Origin of the sequence: Vibrio sp. 1167 (assembly GCF_033340375.1) — a bacterium.
Lineage (GTDB): Bacteria > Pseudomonadota > Gammaproteobacteria > Enterobacterales > Vibrionaceae > Vibrio > Vibrio alginolyticus.
This window is the reverse complement of record NZ_JAWOWK010000001.1, coordinates 305,477-322,665: the sequence shown is the minus strand read 5'-3', so window position 1 is coordinate 322,665 and position 17,189 is coordinate 305,477. Positions and strand designations below refer to the sequence as shown.

Sequence of the window (17,189 nt, the reverse complement as noted above, 5' to 3'; positions counted from 1 at the left end):
CTTGGTTGCTTCCCCCCAAACGAATTGATTGAGGGGAAGGTAGGGATTAAGCCTTGTTGTTTACATCACTAGCTTGTGTGCTAGCTTGGTTATTAGACGCATTGCTTTGGCGCAACTCACTTTGTTTCCACAGCTTGAAGATGGCTGGAAGTACCAACAGCGTCAGTAGCAGTGCCGATGCCATACCGCCAATCATTGGCGCGGCGATACGTTGCATTACTTCTGATCCTGTACCTTCGCCGTACATGATCGGAATCAGACCAATAATTACTGTCAGTACCGTCATCATTACTGGGCGAACACGCAAGCCTGCACCCTCACGAATGGCATCGGTTAGGTCTTTCGCCTCAAGCTTCTGTTGGCTCTCTTCCGCATCCAGCTTCTTGTAGTGCCATGCTTGGTTGAGGTAGACGAGCATGATAACCCCAATCTCAACCGCGACGCCTGCTAGGGCAATAAAGCCGACCCCAACGGCAATCGAGAAGTTGTAGTTGAGGATATGCATGAGCCACAAACCACCAACCATAGCGAGTGGTAGCGTAAGCATGATGATCATCACTTCGCCAACGCGACGGAAGCTGAAGTAAAGCAGCAGCATAATGATGGCGATGGTGATTGGTACCACGACGCTCAAGCGGTCTTTCGCACGCTCCATGTATTCGTATTGACCAGACCAAGCCAGTGAGTAACCCGCAGGAAGTTCCAATTGATCAGCAACAACCTGTTGCGCTTCTACGACGTAAGAGCCAAGGTCACGACCATCGATGTCGACAAATACCCAGCCGTTCGGGCGTGCGTTTTCTGTCTTGATCATCGGAGGGCCATCTTCATAACGAATGTCCGCTACATCAGCCAGCGCAATACGAGCGCCATTTGGTGTCACTAACGGTAGGTTTTGCAGTTTAACCACTGAATCACGGTAGTCTTGTGGGTAACGAACGTTGATTGGGTAACGCTCCAAGCCTTCAATGGTTTCACCCACATTCATACCGCCCACCGCAGTGGAGATCACTTGCTGAACGTCTTTGATGCTCAAGCCGTAACGCGCTGCTGCACGACGTTTAATGTCGATCGTGACATAACGACCACCTGCTACACGTTCTGCGTAAACCGATGCCGTGCCTTGTACGCCATTAAGAATTGGCTCCAGCTGAGAACCGATCTTCTCAATCACTTTCAGATCAGGTCCGGCGATCTTAATGCCGATAGGGGTTTTGATGCCCGTTGCCAACATGTCGATACGCGTTTTGATCGGCATTACCCAAGCGTTAGTAAGACCAGGGAACTGAACCAGCTTGTCGAACTCTTTGCGCAGTGACTCGGTTGTTACCCCTTCACGCCATTGGTCGCGTGGCTTCAACTGAATCACGGTTTCAATCATGGTGAGTGGTGCTGGATCGGTTGCGGTCTCAGCTCGGCCAATCTTGCCCCATACGGTTTTCACCTCTGGAACGGTTTTGATCAGCTTGTTGGTTTGTTGTAGAAGCTCACGCGCCTTACCAATCGAGATACCCGGATAGGTCGTTGGCATGTACATCAAGTCGCCTTCATCCAGCGGCGGGATGAACTCGCTACCCAGTTTACTGGTTGGGTAGTAAGCCGATGCCATTAGACCTAATGCGATAACAATCATGGTCTTAGGGTATTTTAAGCTGGTGTTCAACAGCGGACGGTACAACGCGACCAAGCCACGGTTAACCGGGTTTTTGTGCTCCGGTAACACCTTACCTCGAATGAAGTAGCCCATAAGAACAGGGACAAGTGTGATTGCCAAACCTGCTGCCGCTGCCATGGCGTAAGTCTTAGTGAACGCAAGCGGCGAGAACATCTTGCCTTCTTGGCCTTCTAAGGCGAACACTGGTACGAAGCTAAGAGTAATGATCAGCAACGAGAAGAACAGAGGTGCGCCAACCTCTTCTGCGGCTTTGCCAATTACTTGCCAGCGGTTTTTATCGGTCAGTGGCGTTCGTTCAATGTGCTTGTGAACGTTTTCAATCATCACGATTGCACCATCTACCATGGCACCGATGGCAATCGCGATACCACCAAGGGACATGATGTTGGCGTTGATGCCTTGCCAATGCATCACGATAAACGCAGTGAGAATGCCGACCGGTAGGCTCAGAGCGATAACCAACGAAGAACGAATGTGGAACAGGAACAACGCACACACAATCGCAACGACGATGAACTCTTCTGCAAGCTTCTTCCATAGGTTTTCTACCGCTGAATCGATAAGGGTAGAGCGGTCGTAGGTTGCAACAATTTCCACGCCTTCTGGCAGGCTGCGTTGTAGGTCTGCGAGTTTGTCTTTGACTTTCGCAATCACTTCACTGGCGTTTTCACCAAAGCGCATCACGATAACGCCACCGACCGCTTCACCTTCGCCATTCAGCTCTGAGATACCACGGCGCATTTGTGGACCAAGGTTAATGTCTGCGATGTCTCCTAATAGCAACGGCGTGCCTTTCTCAGTGACTTTGAGAGGCAGTGATTTGATGTCTTCAATGCTGGTTAGGTAACCCGTGGTACGAACCATGTGCTCGGCTTCGGCCACTTCGATAACGGACGCGCCGGTTTCTTGGTTACCGTTTTGGATTGCCATGTTCACTTGTTGCAGGGTGAGGTTGTAAGCACGAAGCTTGGCAGGGTCAATCTGCACTTGATACTGCTTCACCATACCGCCCACGGTCGCAACTTCAGAAACGCCATCAACGGTTTGCAATTCGTACTTCAAGAACCAGTCTTGCAGGCTGCGAAGATCCGCCAAATCATGCTTGCCAGTTTTGTCTTGTAATACGTAGCTGTAAACCCAGCCCACGCCCGTTGCATCAGGACCTAGGGTTGGTTTTGCGTTCGGTGGCAGCTTTGGTGCTACTTGGCTTAAGTACTCCAACACGCGTGAACGAGCCCAGTACATGTCGGTATCATCGTTGAAAATGATATAAACGTAAGAGTCACCAAAGAAAGAGTAGCCACGAACCGTCTCAGCACCCGGCACGGCAAGCATGGCGGTGGTGAGTGGGTAAGTAACTTGATCCTCGACGACTTGAGGAGCTTGACCCGGATAGCTTGTTTTGATGATCACTTGCACATCAGAAAGATCCGGAATCGCATCAACAGGTGTATTCTTTACACTGTAAAGTCCGCCTAATACAAGGGCTAAGGTCGCGACCAACACTAGGAATCGGTTGCTCAGTGACCAACGAATAATAGCATTGATCATAATTAACCCTCGACGGCTGTTGTTGCAGGAACTAGCTGTTTAAGAACGTAGTCAGATCCTTGTTTTTCAACTAGAAACCGAACTTTCTGTCCTTCTTCAAAACCAGATAGATCAACGTCTTCACCCACAGAGAAGTTCATCTCGCCCGCATCCCAGTTCCATTCTGCAACCGGTAGGTGGTTTAAGGTGATCATGCCAAAATCAGCCATCAGCATGCTAATGTCACCAGTCAACCAAACTTCTGCTGCAATGACGCTGTTGTCTGCCCTATAGTCGATGATTTGGTACTGACCGGACTCCGTCTTTTGCATTTCAAATTCGATAGCCTGACCTTTTTTCAAGTCACCCATTTCAACGCCATCTGCGAAAGTGAAGTTCATTACCATGCCCGGCCAATCCCATGCTGGTACAGGTTGGTGGTTGATGGTCAGCATGCGGTGATCTTTCATTACGTCTGTGATCTCACCTTTGGCCCATGCTGTTTCCGCCGCTGCTTCTACACCATTGATGCGAGACAGATCCGCCGACTGGCTTGATTCAGAGTCGAGCATGAAGTGAGATGAAGTGACGATCTTATCGCCTTGTTTAAGTCCTTGTAATACTTCGATTTGTTCGCCAGCTTCACGGCCAACTTCAATTCGAGCAGAACGGTATTTGCCGTCGCCTTCAGCCAGAACAACGCGAGTCATACCGCCAGAGCGGATAACTGATGATTTAGGAATCGTTAATACTGCGTCGTCAGTAACAGGCTGCAAGGCAATATTGGCGAACATGTTTGGCTTCAATGCGCCATCTGGGTTAGGGAATTTAAGGCGCACACGCAACGTACGTGTTTTCGGATCGAGGATTGGGTACACGTAATCTACGACACCTTGCCATTCATTGCCCGGAATCGCGTCAAGGGTCATTGTGGCTTGAGAGCCCGCTTTCATCCAGTGTGCTTGACGCTCAAAGACTTCTGCATCAACCCAAACATTGTCCAAGGGACCTGCACTGATCACCGCTTGCGCAGGGGATAAATAGCCACCTTCACGCACGTTTAAACTTGCGATAACACCATCAGCAGGTGCTTTGACTTCAATGGTTTGCGATGCTTTACCACTACGAGTAATGGATTTGATTTGAGCGCGGTCAACACCAAGTGTTACCAAGCGTTCGGTCGCGCCTTTTACCAGACCTTTTCGGCCAGTGCGGTACGCATTCAGCAATTCTTCTTGCGCTTTAACCAGTTCTGGAGAGTAGAGTGTGAAAAGCACATCGCCTTTCTTCACTTTCTCACCCACGGCATTGATGTAGAGTTTTTCTACCCAACCCGCCACACGAACGTTCGTTTGCCATAACAGACTTTCATCAAAGGCAATATAGCCAACCGTTTCGATGCGTGGTGATAGCTGTTGCAGTGTCGCGTTTGCGGTTTTAACCCCGAGGTTGTTTTCTACTGAAGGGTCAATAGTCACTGTACCCGGTGCGTCTTGTTCACCGGATAGGTCTTCTGCGTAAACCGGAATCAAATCCATGCCCATTGGGGATTTACCCGGTTTGTCGCGTTTGTAATTCGGATCCATTGGGGCAACCCAGTAAAGTGGATCATTAGAGCTCGCGGCAGATTCGCCACCCATTGCACTCATGTCGTGAGCCGAGCCCGTAAGAAAATGATTAGCACCAAACCCTAAAGCTCCACCAACAATCAGCGCGATGGTTGCAATCTTAAATGTTTTCATTGTTTTACCTTATTTTCCCCTTCACATTTGACGCTACAGCGTTGTTGCCTGCTCTCGTTCACCCAAATCACATAGCAGATCCCTTAGTTTGTTAGGGAAAGTGCTCATGGGATTCTCTCGTTTGCCGCCTAGCTGCAGCCCCAACTGTCTTGGGGAATCACAAATTAATATGTCGAAATAGAGCGAGCTTCCGGTGAAGCCACTTGGTAGTCGAAACCACCGAGTAGGGTGGCTAAATTGCTGTTTGCGATGTTGAGATCGGTCAGTAGACGTTGTTGCTCTAATTGCAGAGCCAATTCGTCAGTCGTGGCAGAAATCACATCGTTAAACTGCGCTGTGTTGTTTTGATAACCCCGCTCAACGGCTTGAATGCGCGCTTTCGCTTGAGGCAATAAGGTGGATTGATAACGTTCTAAACGCTGGGTTAAGTTGCCGCGATCAACCAGCAAAGTGTTCACCTTGGCATTCATCTGCGTTAGTAAGGTGTCTTTTTGCGATTGTGCCGCGCCAACTTGGTATTGAGCGGCCGCGAGATTGCGATCTTGGCGGTCACCCGTAAACAACGGAATGTCCATGGTGAGGTAAGCGCTGACCAAGTCTGATGCTGGCTCACCCATCATATTGTCGGCTTGGCGGTAGGCGTACATTACTTCGACGCCAAATTGTGGGTTGTAGGCTTGCTCAGCAATTTCCACCTGAGTTTTATTGGCAGAGATGCTGACGTCGGCCATCTTGACCATCGGGTGTTGGCTGAGTTGTTGATAATGCTTGGTGGAACCCTGACTAGCAGCAAGTTTGCCGTTCAGTGTGTCCCAATTAAGTTGGTTGCTCGCGTGCAGAGCCTGTTCATTCGCCAACCAATCTGAACCCAACCATTCGGAGAGTTGAGAGATAAGACGACGTTGCATTTGTGCATTGGCTTGCAGTTTCTCATCCAACTTGCTGACTTGTAATTGAGCGTTGAGTAGGTCTTGCGCTTCACTCTTACCAATCGAATAGTTGGTTTGAATAAAGCTTTCCATTTCCTTCATCAACTTGCGGTTCTCAAGCATGATTTGCTCCGCGCGTTGCTGGTAACCAAGTTCTAACCAAAGTTGAGTCATGCTGTTGGCTACCTCAAGCTCACGAGCATGGACTTGAAGCCCAAGGCCGTCGGCTTGTTGGTTGGCTTTCTTCTGTTGCAAATCAAGGGTAGATCCACGCTCAAACTGTTGCATTAAACCAACGGAGATGTTGGTCATTGGGTCTTCATCGAATTTGAAGCTGTCGACAGGCAAGCCACCAAAACCCACTTTCAGTTTTGGGTCCATCAAGGTCGCGCTCGCGACGCCCGTTTCACGCATGGCAGCAGATTGCGCAGAGTATTGCTTACGATTGCCATCGTTACTCAAAGCGACGTTGATCAGTTGGGCAAGCTTGGTCGTTGAAGCTCGCTCACTTGATGCGGAATTTTGTGCTGCGTGCGTCTCTTTACCAGCGGCGTTAACCAAGGTTGGCGCAGCGACCAGAGCCACCATAAAAATAGTTGCAGCTAAGCGGTATGGTTTGATATCCATAATCTAAATCCAGTGTTCGCCGGATCGATGGAGGTGCGGGTTTTATTGCGGGAACAGTAAAGCCTTGTTACCTCATCGTTCAGGCGCATTAAAACAACCTGCGAGATATACGCAGGGTCGAATGCTAGAACGGATTTAGGCTATAGGAGGTCGGTACAGGTCGCGGCTGACGTGTACGACAGGGGAAGCAACTTCAGGAGTAATAGTTGCGCGATAGACGACGGGCATCGGGCTATTGACAGGATTCGGGAGGGGGACGAAAACTATCGTACACGCGGCAGTGCAGCAGGTATGAACCATGCCGGAGCCTCCACCACAGTTCATGCTGGTTTCTCTTGCATCGCCATCTTCGGACATAGAAGCGTCAGTCATGGATACGTCCATCATGCCAGGCATACCGCAGTGTTCGCTGTCACTCATCATAGAAGGATGGTGAGCCATGCCAGTAGACATCATTTGAATATTCATCAACGGTTCACTGTTCGCCACACTAGATACCAATAGTACTAGCGTCGTGAAGAGAGTTAACCAGATTGTATGCAGCGATTTTAAGTGCATACCCTTTCCCATGTGTTTGATGAAAATGATGAAAACCCTTCGATTCTAAAGGTTAACCTAAGGGTAAGGTCAATCATTTATTACTCTTATTATCAAAATAGTCCACACCTTCAGTTTTCGCACTTTCGAGGGAGTAAAACGTTTGTTAAACACCGAGTGTTGAAAGTTAGCGAAAGAAGCCCTCGCTTTTTATGACACGTGAAAAATGTGGTTTATAAGTTTTACATCACACTAACTTGTCTTACAAATGATTATCCTTATAGAATGCATGGTTTTACTTGTGCAGATTTGGATTTGCTTTGCTGCGGGGGTTGCATGATAGAAATTGTCATCGATGGAAAATATAGAATTGTAGAAGAGGGTCTAACCCTTTTAGAAGCAGCAAAAGTGTGTGGGGTCGAGATCCCATCGCTGTGCGGAATGAACAAAAGCAATGAAAAAGTACCGTGTGACTTGTGTGTGGTTGAAGTCGAAAGTGGCGGTACTAAGCGTGCGTGTGAGCTCGAAGTTTACCGCGGCCTTAATGTGGTCACGCAATCAGAACAATTAAGCGAGCACCGCAGAAAAGCACTCAACCGCATCATGACGGACCATTACGCCGATTGTGAAGCGCCATGTAAAACCGCGTGTCCTGCGGGCGTGGATATCCAATCGTACCTTTATCACATCGCACAGAACGACCATCAAAAAGCGATTGAAGTGATTAAGCGTACGCTTCCTATGCCGTTATCGATTGGCCGCGTATGCCCTGCATTTTGTGAGAGCGAATGTCGCCGCTCGTTAGTCGATGAGCCAATCGCAATTCGTCAGCTAAAACGTCATGCCGCGGATGCGGATTTGTCTGCGCATGAAGCCTACGTACCAGAAAAGAAACCAAGCAAAGGTTTGAACATTGCCGTCGTTGGCAGTGGCCCTGGTGGTCTAACGGCTGGTTACTACCTATCGAACGAAGGCTACGACGTTACGGTCTTTGAATCCATGCCCAAAGCGGGTGGTTGGTTGCGTTATGGGATTCCAGAATACCGTTTACCAAAAGACATTCTCGATAAAGAAATCGAACTGATGTGCCGCAATGGCATGCAAGTTCACACCAATCAAAAGCTGGGTGTGGATTTCACGCTTTCTCAATTGAGTGAAGAATACGACGCGGTGTGTTTGGCGGTCGGCGCGTCTCAAGCGGTCGAAATGCACTACACAGGCAGTGACCTTGAAGGTTGCTACTTAGGCGTTGATTACCTAAAAGATTACGTTACCGAACAAAACTATGTAACGGGTCAGAAAGTCGCGGTGATCGGTGGTGGTAACACGGCAATTGACTGTGCTCGTACTGCGCGTCGCGCTGGTGCAGACACCACGTTGATTTACCGTCGTACCCGTGACGAAATGCCGGCAGAAGACTACGAGATTGTCGAAGCGGAACACGAAGGGGTGAAATTCCACTTCTTGACCAACCCTGCAGAAAACCTTGCCGATGAAACCGGACGCGTGAATGCGATTCGTCTAGAGCGCATGGCGTTGGGTGAGCCGGATGCATCTGGTCGTCGAAGCCCAAAACCAACCGGCGAGTTCTTTACCGAAGAGTTCGACACCGTGATTGCGGCAGTATCGCAAAAGCCAGATCTGAGCTTCCTCGAAGGTGAAGATTTGTCGATTCCACTTACGCGCTGGAATACCTCTGATGCAGATGAAAAGACCATGCACACCGGCACGGGCAACATCTTCAGTATTGGTGATTTCCGCCGTGGTCCAGCAACGGCAGTTGAAGCCGTGGGTGATGGCCGCGTTGCGGCAAAAGCCATTGATCTGTTTTTGAATGGCGATATGGCCGATATGCCAAAGGCGGCGTTCAACTCGCGCAAAGAGAAGAAACTCTCTCAAGTCGATCCGCTTCACTTCGAGAACATCCAGAAAGTCGCTCGATCTATCATGCCAGAATTGACTCCAGCACAACGCGAGCAAAGCTTCGCTGAAGTGGAGTTGGGCTTTGATAACGAAGAAGCGATGCAGGAAGCCGCGCGCTGTCTAGAATGTGGTTGTCAGGCAAATACCGATTGTGCGCTGCGTGATTACTCCACCGAATATGAAGCCGAGCAAAGCTTTGACTTCTCCTTGCAGATTAAATCGCATCAAGATTGGTTAGATCTCCGTGCGAAAGACTTGCGTCATAAGTACGAAGTTGACCGTAGCTCTGAGTTTATTGAGTTTGATGCTAACCGCTGTATTAGCTGTGGTCAGTGCATCCAAGCGTGTCGCGACAAAGCCGTGCACGGTGTACTGAACTTCGTGTGCGATAAACAAGGTCGTCCGGCATTACGTCCTGACGATCGTCCGCACTTTGGAAGTAACAAGAATGGCTTAACCCTAATGGGTGATTCGAACTGCGTGCAATGTGGCGCGTGCGTTCAAGTGTGTCCAACGGGCGCAATGGTCGATAGTCGTGACCGTTCGCAAGGCCGTACTGAAGATCTGAAAGCGGTCGACACCATTTGTACGTACTGTGGTGTGGGTTGTAAGTTGACTATGTTCGTGGACGAAGCAACCAATACGATTCGTTACGTGAAGGGCGGTGACTCGCCAGTGAACCAAGGCATGCTGTGTGTGAAAGGGCGCTTTGGTTTTGATTTCATCGGCAGTGAAGAGCGTCTTACCACGCCTTTGATTCGTAAAGACGGTTGGTTGCAGCCTGCGAGTTGGGAAGAGGCGATTCAACTGATTGCAAGCAAGTTCTCTGGCATCAAGCAAGATTTTGGCAGCAACGCATTGGCGGGTTTCTCTTCAGCGAAAACCACCAACGAAGACAACTACGCGTTCCAAAAATTTGTCCGTCGTGAACTAGGCACCAATAACGTCGACCACTGTGCGCGTTTGTGTCACGCATCGAGTGTAACCGGACTTGAAGCGTCACTGGGTAGTGGTGCAATGACCAATGACATCCCAAGTATTAAGCACTCGGATGTGATCTTTATTATTGGTTCGGATACCACATCGGCGCACCCGATCATCGCTTCACACATCAAACAAGCAATTCGTCATCACGGCGCTCGCTTGATTGTGGCTGACCCGAAACGTGTCGATATGGCAGAGCATGCTGAACTGTATATGGCGCACCGTCCGGGTACGGATGTGATGCTCCTAAATGGCGTCATGCAACAGATCATCAAGAACGGTTGGTACGATCAAGAGTACATCGAAGAACGTGTTGACGGCTTTGATACCTTGTTGCAAGAAGTAATGTCGCCAGCTTACAACCTCGATAAAGTGGAGTTGGTTACAGGCGTTAAAGCTGAAGACATTCAAGCAATGGCACGCATGATCGGTACGGCAGATCGTACGGCTGTTTACTACTCGATGGGTATCACTCAGCATACGACAGGTCATGACAACGTGCGTTCTATCGCTAACCTGCAATTGCTGTGTGGCAACATCGGTATTGAAGGTGGTGGTATTAACCCGCTACGTGGTCAATCAAACGTTCAAGGCGCGTGTGATATGGGGGCTTTGCCAAACAGCTTCCCGGGCTACCAAAAGGTATACAACCCAATTGTGCGTCAGAAGTTTGCGATTGAATGGAACGCACCAAATCTGCCTTCTGAGCAAGGTCTAACCCTGACAGAAATCATTGATGCGGCTTGCCATCGTGACGTTCGTGGTATGTACATCATGGGTGAGAACCCAGTGTTGAGTGACCCTAACCAAGCGCATGTGATTGAAGGTTTAGAAGCACTCGACTTCTTGGTGGTTCAAGACATCTTCCTAACGGAAACCGCGCAATACGCGGATGTGGTTCTGCCTTCTTGCTCATTTGCAGAGAAAGCGGGTCACTTCACCAATACGGAGCGTCGTGTTCAACGCGTAAATCCGGTCGTAACGGCACCGGGTGAAGCGAAAGAAGATTGGTGGATTATTCAGGAAATCGCTAATGCTATGGGGAGTGATTGGGACTACCACTGCGTGTCTGATATCACTAATGAAATCGCACGAGTGACACCTCAATACGCGGGTCTTCGTTGGGATGCCATTACGCCAAACGGTGTGCAATGGCCGAGCAACAAGAACAACCCTGCGGGTACTCGCATCATGCACCAAACCCAGTTTACTCGTGGTAAAGGGCAAATGATGGGTGTACCGTTCCGTTATGCGGCTGAGCTGCCAGATGAAGAGTACCCACTTGTGTTAACGACGGGTCGCGTACTTGAACAGTTCCATACGGGAACCATGACGCGCAAAACCAAAGGGTTGGATAACCTTGCTGGCCCTCGCGCAATGGTGAGCGTGGAAGACGCAGAAGCACTTGGCATCAGTAATGGTCAGCGTCTGACAGTGTCTACACGTCGCGGCAGCATTGAAATTGATGCCTTTGTGACTAAGCGTATTCAAAAAGGTGTGGTGTTCATTCCATTCCACTTTGTTGAATCGCCAGTCAACCGTCTAACGACAACGGCAACTGACCCGCATGCTAAGATCCCTGAGTTCAAGGTCGCTGCGGTTAAAGTGGAAGTGAGCGAAAAGACAACGCAGACAGAGTCTCTCGAAGATAGTTACCAACACGTTTAAACTCGGTGAGTCACGTTGTTGTCACTGACAATTTGAGCCTAGTTGATGGGCGGATAATCTAATCTTGATTTCCGCTCTCACTACATTCACTCGGATTGTCTTTTTCTTCAAACTCCTTTTACTTTTCTGTTATCACCGCGCTCCGGTTAGTTTTCCCTTCTTACTTCTTACTTCTTACTTCTTACTTCTTACTGTCTCTATGGCGTATTTTTGTTCAAGCCCATGATGAGAGTGCAATAAAGTTTGTTGTTGAGCTTGTCATAGAATTGACTGTCTCTGACTGTCCTCTGTTATTTGGGCAAGTTCTATAACCTAAACTTTGCTCGCTTCCTATACTGAATTAACGAAGCAAGATTTTTATAACAACAAGAGGAAGCTTGTATGACAAGAACAACCTCATTTGCACTCGTTTTATTACTTATGTGCGCATACTTTGGTTACAACCGTTATTATGTATACCCCCAGCAGTTGGAAACACAGGCGAAGTCCATGCTAATACAAATGGCAAATCGCGAAGAGTGGGTAGATGTGTTTGAGATGATGAATCGCGTAGACGCGCATAAGGGCCATTTGGAACTTGTTGCTGACGTGACATCCTCCGATGGTCAGCGTGCGTACAGTGAAGGTATTATCACGTACACGGATCGCGAAGGCGTTGTCTGTAAACAGGTAGTGTTCAACTTTAAAATAAACTCTTTGAAAAACTACAATATTTCCGATTTACGAGATTGTTCCTACGGTGAGTACTATTAATATTGTCTGAGAGTTGAGCTCGATAGCACAGTGTATGAATACACAAACAAAAAATAGCCCTTCGTTGGGGCTATTTTTGTTTTTAAGGAATGAACGCAATATCGTGGGATTAGTCGAGTGATTTTTTGAAGCGAAATGAAGCGACAATAAGGCCGATAACAGTGAATCCAAGTAACCAGACTGTATCTCGCCATAGCTCCATTAAATCTGCACCACGCAACACCACACCACGAATAATGCGCATAAAGTGAGTGGCAGGCAGGGCTTCTGAGATCCATTGTGCCGCGACGGGCATTCCTTCATAAGGGAACATAAATCCGGACAGAAGAATCGATGGCAAAAGAATAAACACCGTCATCTGCATGGCCTGAAGCTGTGTCGTCGCAATGGTGGATATCACCAAACCTAAGGTTAAACTCGCGGCGATAAACAGCAGCGTGCCAAACAGTATCTGACTAATGGCGCCGTTTATTGGCACGCCAAATATCCAGTGCCCCAAGCCTAAAATGATAAACACCTGTATCAGACCAACAAAGATGTAGGGAATGATCTTCGCCACCATGAGTTCGATGGAGTGGATTGGCGTAGTAATCAGTAACTCTAAATTGCCGCGTTCCCGCTCACGAACAATGGCTGCACTAGTGAACAAGATCATCGTCATAGTCAGAATCACGCCCAATAAACCGGGGACAATGTTCACCGCCGAGCGCCGACTCGGGTTGTAATACAGCGCAACTTCAAAGGTTTTGGTTGGGGCAGGGCGTATCTCAAAATCAAAATCCGTTAACGGCATGGTTTGTAGCGAGAGAATCGCAGAGCTGATCATGGTGTCTGAACCATCCACAATCCACTGTCCAAGTTCTCGACCTTGCACCATACGTTGGGTTAAGTCGCTAGGCAGAATCAAAGCCGCTCGTACCAAGCCGTCTTGAATGGCTTGCTCGGCTTCTGATGCGGTAGCGAAGGTTTCGACCACATCGACCACTTGTGTGACTTTGACGGACTCGGTAATCACGCGCCCGGCAGTACTGCCACTTTGATCGACGACGCCAACGGGAATGTTGCGAATATCGGTATTAATGGCAAAGCCGAACAGCAGGAGCTGAATCAACGGGATCATCACGACCATGCCAAAGGTAATGCGGTCACGTGAAAGCTGACGGATCTCTTTGATCATTACCGCTTTCATACGGGCAATAGATTTCATCATTGGCGACCTTCTCCCGTAACACTGACAAACACATCTTCCAAGCTCGGGCGAGCAATGTTCATCTCGCAGCCCTCAAGCTCTGGAAAGGTTTGGGTTAACCATTCGATCGGTTGTTCGATGTGCTGGTGGATCAAAATGCGTAAGCGAATGCCGAGCTGTGCGGCAGAACGGACTTCTTCGCGTCGAATGACTTTCTCTTTTAGCTCGCGTAAGTTATCCGCTTTGACTTCGACGATGTTAACGCCCATTTGCGTCATGAGTTCTTCTGGCTCACCATCGGCGCGGATTTCCCCAGCTTCCATGATAGCCAGACGATGGCAACGCTCCGCTTCATCCATGTAGTGCGTTGTGACCAAAATCGTCGTACCTTGGTCAGAGAGATCAAACAACTGCTCCCAGAAATCGCGTCGGTTCTCTGGGTCAACCGCAGACGTGGGTTCATCGAGAAACAACAGTTCTGGTTTATGCATGGTGGCTGCGGCGAGAGACAAGCGTTGTTTCTGGCCGCCGCTCATTCCTCCGACGCGCTGTTTACGCAGTTGGTCGAGACCGTAGGTGGCTAGTTGTTCTTCGATGCGAGCCTTTAGGGCCTTGGTTTCCATACCAAAGATTTGTCCAATAAACTCAAGATTCTCTTGAACCGTCAGGTCATCATAGAGGGAAAACTTTTGTGTCATGTAGCCAATCTTGAGGCGCAGCAGTTCCGATTGTTTTGGGATCTCTAACCCAAGCACGTCCACGTTGCCCTCACTTGGGCTAAGCAAACCCGTCAACACACGAATGGTTGTCGATTTACCGCAGCCGTTCGGGCCAAGAAAACCATAAATACTGCCTTTGGGCACATTGAGCGTGATGTTGTTGATGGCGGTGAAGTCACCAAACTTTTTCACTACATTTTCAGCTTGAATCGCGTATTCGGTCATTGGCTTACTCCACCAAATCCACTTGCGCTGGAATACCCGAAGGCAAGGATTGTGCGGAGTCTTGTAGGTCGACTTCTGCTAGGTACATCAAACGCGAGCGTTCTTCCTCGGTAAGCGCGAAATAGGGCGTGAATGAAGGCTCAGTTGCTACCCAACGAACGGTGCCGCTATACGGTTGCTCAACGCCATCTACATGCACGTTAACCGTTTTACCCGGCACAAAGTCGACTCGATAGTTAGCAGGAACATAAACGCGAGCGTATGGGACGCGGCTGGCTTGAATTACGGCAACAATACCATTAACAGGAACGCGTTCACCAAGGTTAAACGGTAGGTTATCTAACAAGCCATCTCGCGTGGCCGTGATGGTGAGTTCTGCCAGCTTTTGTTCTTGCAGTGCTACATCGGCTTTTGCAGCCATGAGTGCGGCTTTCGCTTGTTCAATATCTTCAGGGCGAGAGCCAGCGGTCAGTTTGCTGAACTCTTCTTGTGAGGAGTCTAGCTCTGCACGGGCGGAATCTCTGGCTGCTAAAGCGCTGTCTTTTTCTGATTGGCTGATGAGTTTCTTGCGAACTAACTCCGCTTTACGTTGGTAGTTCTTTTGCGCTTCAACCAATTGAGCTTCCGCTCTGGCAACGCGAGCTTGCGCTGCGGCAATGTCTTCTGGTCGCTCACCATTGGTCAATTTCAAAAGATAGGCGTCAGCCTTGGCTTGTTCGGCTACGGCGTGAGCTAAAACGGCTTCTTGGTTCTTTGTATCGAGCTGAACCAGCACTTCTCCTTCGGTGACTTGGCTGCCTTCCTTGATGGGAAGGGCACGAATTATCTCGCTAGAGGTTGCAGTAAAGGTTACGCGGTCACGTTCTAGTGTGCCAAGGGCTTGCTGTCCGTCATCTTTGGAACAGGCAGTTAAAAGAGTCAGGGCTAGGGTGCCAAGAATGATTCGCTTCATCATGCGACGCTTCCTCTAAGAAGGTGAACTCGAATTCGTATCAAGCTATAGAAGAGTGTGGGACTGCATTCAGTGTAACGTGAGTCAGTTTTGTCCGGCTAGGAAGTTAATTCCTTCAATATTCATCAATTGATTAATTATTGAAGCTGGCTTGATCCTGCGGAAGCCGTGCTTTACTTGGCTCTTTTAAGTTGATTACATGAATATCATTTAAACAAAAATCTTGCGTTTCATGTAGAGCACGCCGTCGCCAGATACTCTTACTTGTTCGCCAGTAACTTCACAGTGCAAAATGCCTCCGCGCTGAGAAGCTTGGTAAGCGACCAGTGATGTTTTGCCTAACGCTTCTGCCCAGAGCGGTGCTAACCCAGCGTGAATCGAGCCAGTTACGGGGTCTTCGTCACCACCATTTGCAGGCCAAAAGTAACGCGATACAAAGTCTTGTTGATCACCTTTCGCGGTAACGACCACATCGTAAGGAGCGAGTGTCTTGAGGTGCTCTGAACGGTATTGAACCTCAAGTACCTCCTGCTGGTTGCCGACCACCACGAAATACGCTTGAGGGCTAAGCAGTACGCGTTCCACATCGCAACTTAGGCCATCAATCAATGCCGAGGGAATATCAGAAACGGCTTTTGGAGGACGAGCAGGGAACGTCATCTCGATCTTACCTTGCGCATTCTTCTCTACGGTGAGGGTTCTTACTTCCAGAGTATGAAATTCAATCGTGCCATTAATGCCAAACTCATCAAACAGCACTAACGAAGAGGCCAGTGTTGCGTGTCCACAGAAATCGATTTCAGTAATCGGAGAGAACCAACGAATCTCATATCGGTTTGCGCCAATGGATTTTAGAAAGGCCGTTTCCGATAAGTTGTTTTCTGTCGCGATACTTTGCATTAGCTCTGGGGCTAGCCATTCCTCTAAAGGCACCACCGCTGCTGAGTTGCCTTTGAATTGCGTATCGGTGAAGGCGTCCACCACGTAGATATCCAATTCCATTTTCCTTCCTTATTCCGTGAGCGATTAATTAGCATAAACCAAGTGCAATTAAGAGAGTAAGAAGTTTGTGTTAGAATTTTAAAGTGTCAAAATTATAGATTATTTTGTGTTTTTTGATACTTACTGAAAAGGATTCGGACTACTGGGTATTTAGACTAGTGTTGAATTCATTGAAAGGAAGAAAAACATGAAAGCGATCTACAGGTCAGTTTTGGTATTGAGTGTTTTTGCGGTCGGTTCTGCCCATGCATTTGAACTCGTGAGTAGAGATATTCAAGAAGGCCACCCGATGGCGAAGACATTTGAATACTCTGGTTGGGGATGTGATGGCGGGAATCAATCACCACAATTGATGTGGAAAGAAGCTCCAAAGGGCACAAAAAGTTTTGCGATCACCGTGTATGACCCCGATGCACCAACAGGCAGTGGTTTTTGGCATTGGATAGCGTTTAATATTCCATCCACCGTTAGCGAGCTGCCTCGAGGCATTGATATGAATAAGTTAGGCGGCAAAGAATCTCGTATTGACTACGGCACAACGGGGTTCGGCGGCGCGTGTCCTCCAAAGAATGATGGGATGCATCGTTACCAGTTTACGGTGTGGGCATTGCCAACTGAAGAACTGAATTTGGATGAAAACACGCCACCAGCCATTGTAGGGTTTACTTTGAATAGTGTTGCTTTGGGTAAAGCGACATTAACCACGACTTACACGCGATAATTGAATATAAGGG

At 48.7% G+C, this 17,189-nt stretch carries 11 protein-coding genes; 3 read left to right on the top strand and 8 right to left on the bottom strand.

The genetic code is table 11. The annotated features are described in order from the left end of the window. Positions 1–46: 46 nt before the first annotated feature. From R7Z78_RS01405 to R7Z78_RS01390, 4 genes are all read right to left on the bottom strand, one after another. Positions 47–3,226 carry an efflux RND transporter permease subunit gene (locus R7Z78_RS01405; protein ID WP_104976485.1) on the bottom strand — a complete coding sequence of 1,060 codons (3,180 nt, stop codon included), beginning with the start codon at positions 3,224–3,226 and terminating at the stop codon, positions 47–49. A 2-nt stretch (positions 3,227–3,228) separates the two neighbouring features. Then, positions 3,229–4,947 (bottom strand): efflux RND transporter periplasmic adaptor subunit, encoded by a 1,719-nt coding sequence (locus R7Z78_RS01400; protein WP_104976486.1) that lies wholly within the window; start codon positions 4,945–4,947, stop codon positions 3,229–3,231. Between the two features lie 164 nt (positions 4,948–5,111). After that, positions 5,112–6,503: a TolC family protein gene (locus R7Z78_RS01395; RefSeq protein WP_104976487.1), complete on the bottom strand. Its 1,392-nt coding sequence runs from the start codon at positions 6,501–6,503 to the stop codon at positions 5,112–5,114. A gap of 135 nt (positions 6,504–6,638) precedes the next feature. Next, a complete protein-coding gene (locus tag R7Z78_RS01390; RefSeq protein WP_039840344.1) occupies positions 6,639–7,061 on the bottom strand; it encodes a hypothetical protein in 423 nt (140 codons plus the stop codon). A gap of 315 nt (positions 7,062–7,376) precedes the next feature. Here R7Z78_RS01390 and fdhF point away from each other — a divergent pair, with 315 nt between their 5' ends. Further along, complete coding sequence (gene fdhF, locus R7Z78_RS01385; RefSeq protein WP_104976488.1) at positions 7,377–11,615, top strand: formate dehydrogenase subunit alpha; 4,239 nt, start codon at positions 7,377–7,379, stop codon at positions 11,613–11,615. Positions 11,616–11,996: 381 nt separating this feature from the next. After that, a complete protein-coding gene (locus tag R7Z78_RS01380; protein ID WP_005375433.1) occupies positions 11,997–12,368 on the top strand; it encodes a hypothetical protein in 372 nt (123 codons plus the stop codon). A gap of 109 nt (positions 12,369–12,477) precedes the next feature. Here R7Z78_RS01380 and R7Z78_RS01375 read toward each other — a convergent pair whose 3' ends face one another. From R7Z78_RS01375 to R7Z78_RS01360, 4 genes are all read right to left on the bottom strand, one after another. Beyond that, a complete protein-coding gene (locus R7Z78_RS01375; protein WP_017635233.1) occupies positions 12,478–13,575 on the bottom strand; it encodes an ABC transporter permease in 1,098 nt (365 codons plus the stop codon). Then, the gene (locus R7Z78_RS01370; protein WP_017635232.1) at positions 13,575–14,501 is read right to left on the bottom strand and encodes an ABC transporter ATP-binding protein; all 927 of its coding nucleotides are present in this window, start codon (positions 14,499–14,501) and stop codon (positions 13,575–13,577) included. The genes R7Z78_RS01375 and R7Z78_RS01370 overlap by 1 nt, the downstream gene beginning before the upstream one ends. Before the next feature lie 4 nt (positions 14,502–14,505). Then, positions 14,506–15,456 carry an HlyD family secretion protein gene (locus tag R7Z78_RS01365; protein ID WP_017635231.1) on the bottom strand — a complete coding sequence of 317 codons (951 nt, stop codon included), beginning with the start codon at positions 15,454–15,456 and terminating at the stop codon, positions 14,506–14,508. A 207-nt stretch (positions 15,457–15,663) separates the two neighbouring features. Then, on the bottom strand, positions 15,664–16,455 hold the full coding sequence (locus R7Z78_RS01360) for a PhzF family phenazine biosynthesis protein (protein ID WP_104976489.1): 792 nt from the start codon (positions 16,453–16,455) through the stop codon (positions 15,664–15,666). Between the two features lie 187 nt (positions 16,456–16,642). Between R7Z78_RS01360 and R7Z78_RS01355 the strand changes: the two genes are divergently transcribed. Beyond that, a complete protein-coding gene (locus R7Z78_RS01355) occupies positions 16,643–17,176 on the top strand; it encodes a YbhB/YbcL family Raf kinase inhibitor-like protein (RefSeq protein ID WP_104976490.1) in 534 nt (177 codons plus the stop codon). Positions 17,177–17,189 lie beyond the last annotated feature (13 nt).

Excerpts from the sequence above, each read along its gene's own strand:
- R7Z78_RS01395 (WP_104976487.1), bottom strand. The coding sequence starts at position 6,503 with ATGGATATCAAACCATACCGCTTAGCTGCAACTATTTTTATGGTGGCT.
- R7Z78_RS01400 (WP_104976486.1), bottom strand. The coding sequence starts at position 4,947 with ATGAAAACATTTAAGATTGCAACCATCGCGCTGATTGTTGGTGGAGCT.
- R7Z78_RS01360 (WP_104976489.1), bottom strand. The coding sequence starts at position 16,455 with ATGGAATTGGATATCTACGTGGTGGACGCCTTCACCGATACGCAATTC.
- fdhF (WP_104976488.1), top strand. The coding sequence starts at position 7,377 with ATGATAGAAATTGTCATCGATGGAAAATATAGAATTGTAGAAGAGGGT.
- R7Z78_RS01365 (WP_017635231.1), bottom strand. The coding sequence starts at position 15,456 with ATGATGAAGCGAATCATTCTTGGCACCCTAGCCCTGACTCTTTTAACT.
- R7Z78_RS01405 (WP_104976485.1), bottom strand. The coding sequence starts at position 3,226 with ATGATCAATGCTATTATTCGTTGGTCACTGAGCAACCGATTCCTAGTG.
- R7Z78_RS01355 (WP_104976490.1), top strand. The coding sequence starts at position 16,643 with ATGAAAGCGATCTACAGGTCAGTTTTGGTATTGAGTGTTTTTGCGGTC.
- R7Z78_RS01370 (WP_017635232.1), bottom strand. The coding sequence starts at position 14,501 with ATGACCGAATACGCGATTCAAGCTGAAAATGTAGTGAAAAAGTTTGGT.
- R7Z78_RS01380 (WP_005375433.1), top strand. The coding sequence starts at position 11,997 with ATGACAAGAACAACCTCATTTGCACTCGTTTTATTACTTATGTGCGCA.
- R7Z78_RS01375 (WP_017635233.1), bottom strand. The coding sequence starts at position 13,575 with ATGAAATCTATTGCCCGTATGAAAGCGGTAATGATCAAAGAGATCCGT.
- R7Z78_RS01390 (WP_039840344.1), bottom strand. The coding sequence starts at position 7,061 with ATGCACTTAAAATCGCTGCATACAATCTGGTTAACTCTCTTCACGACG.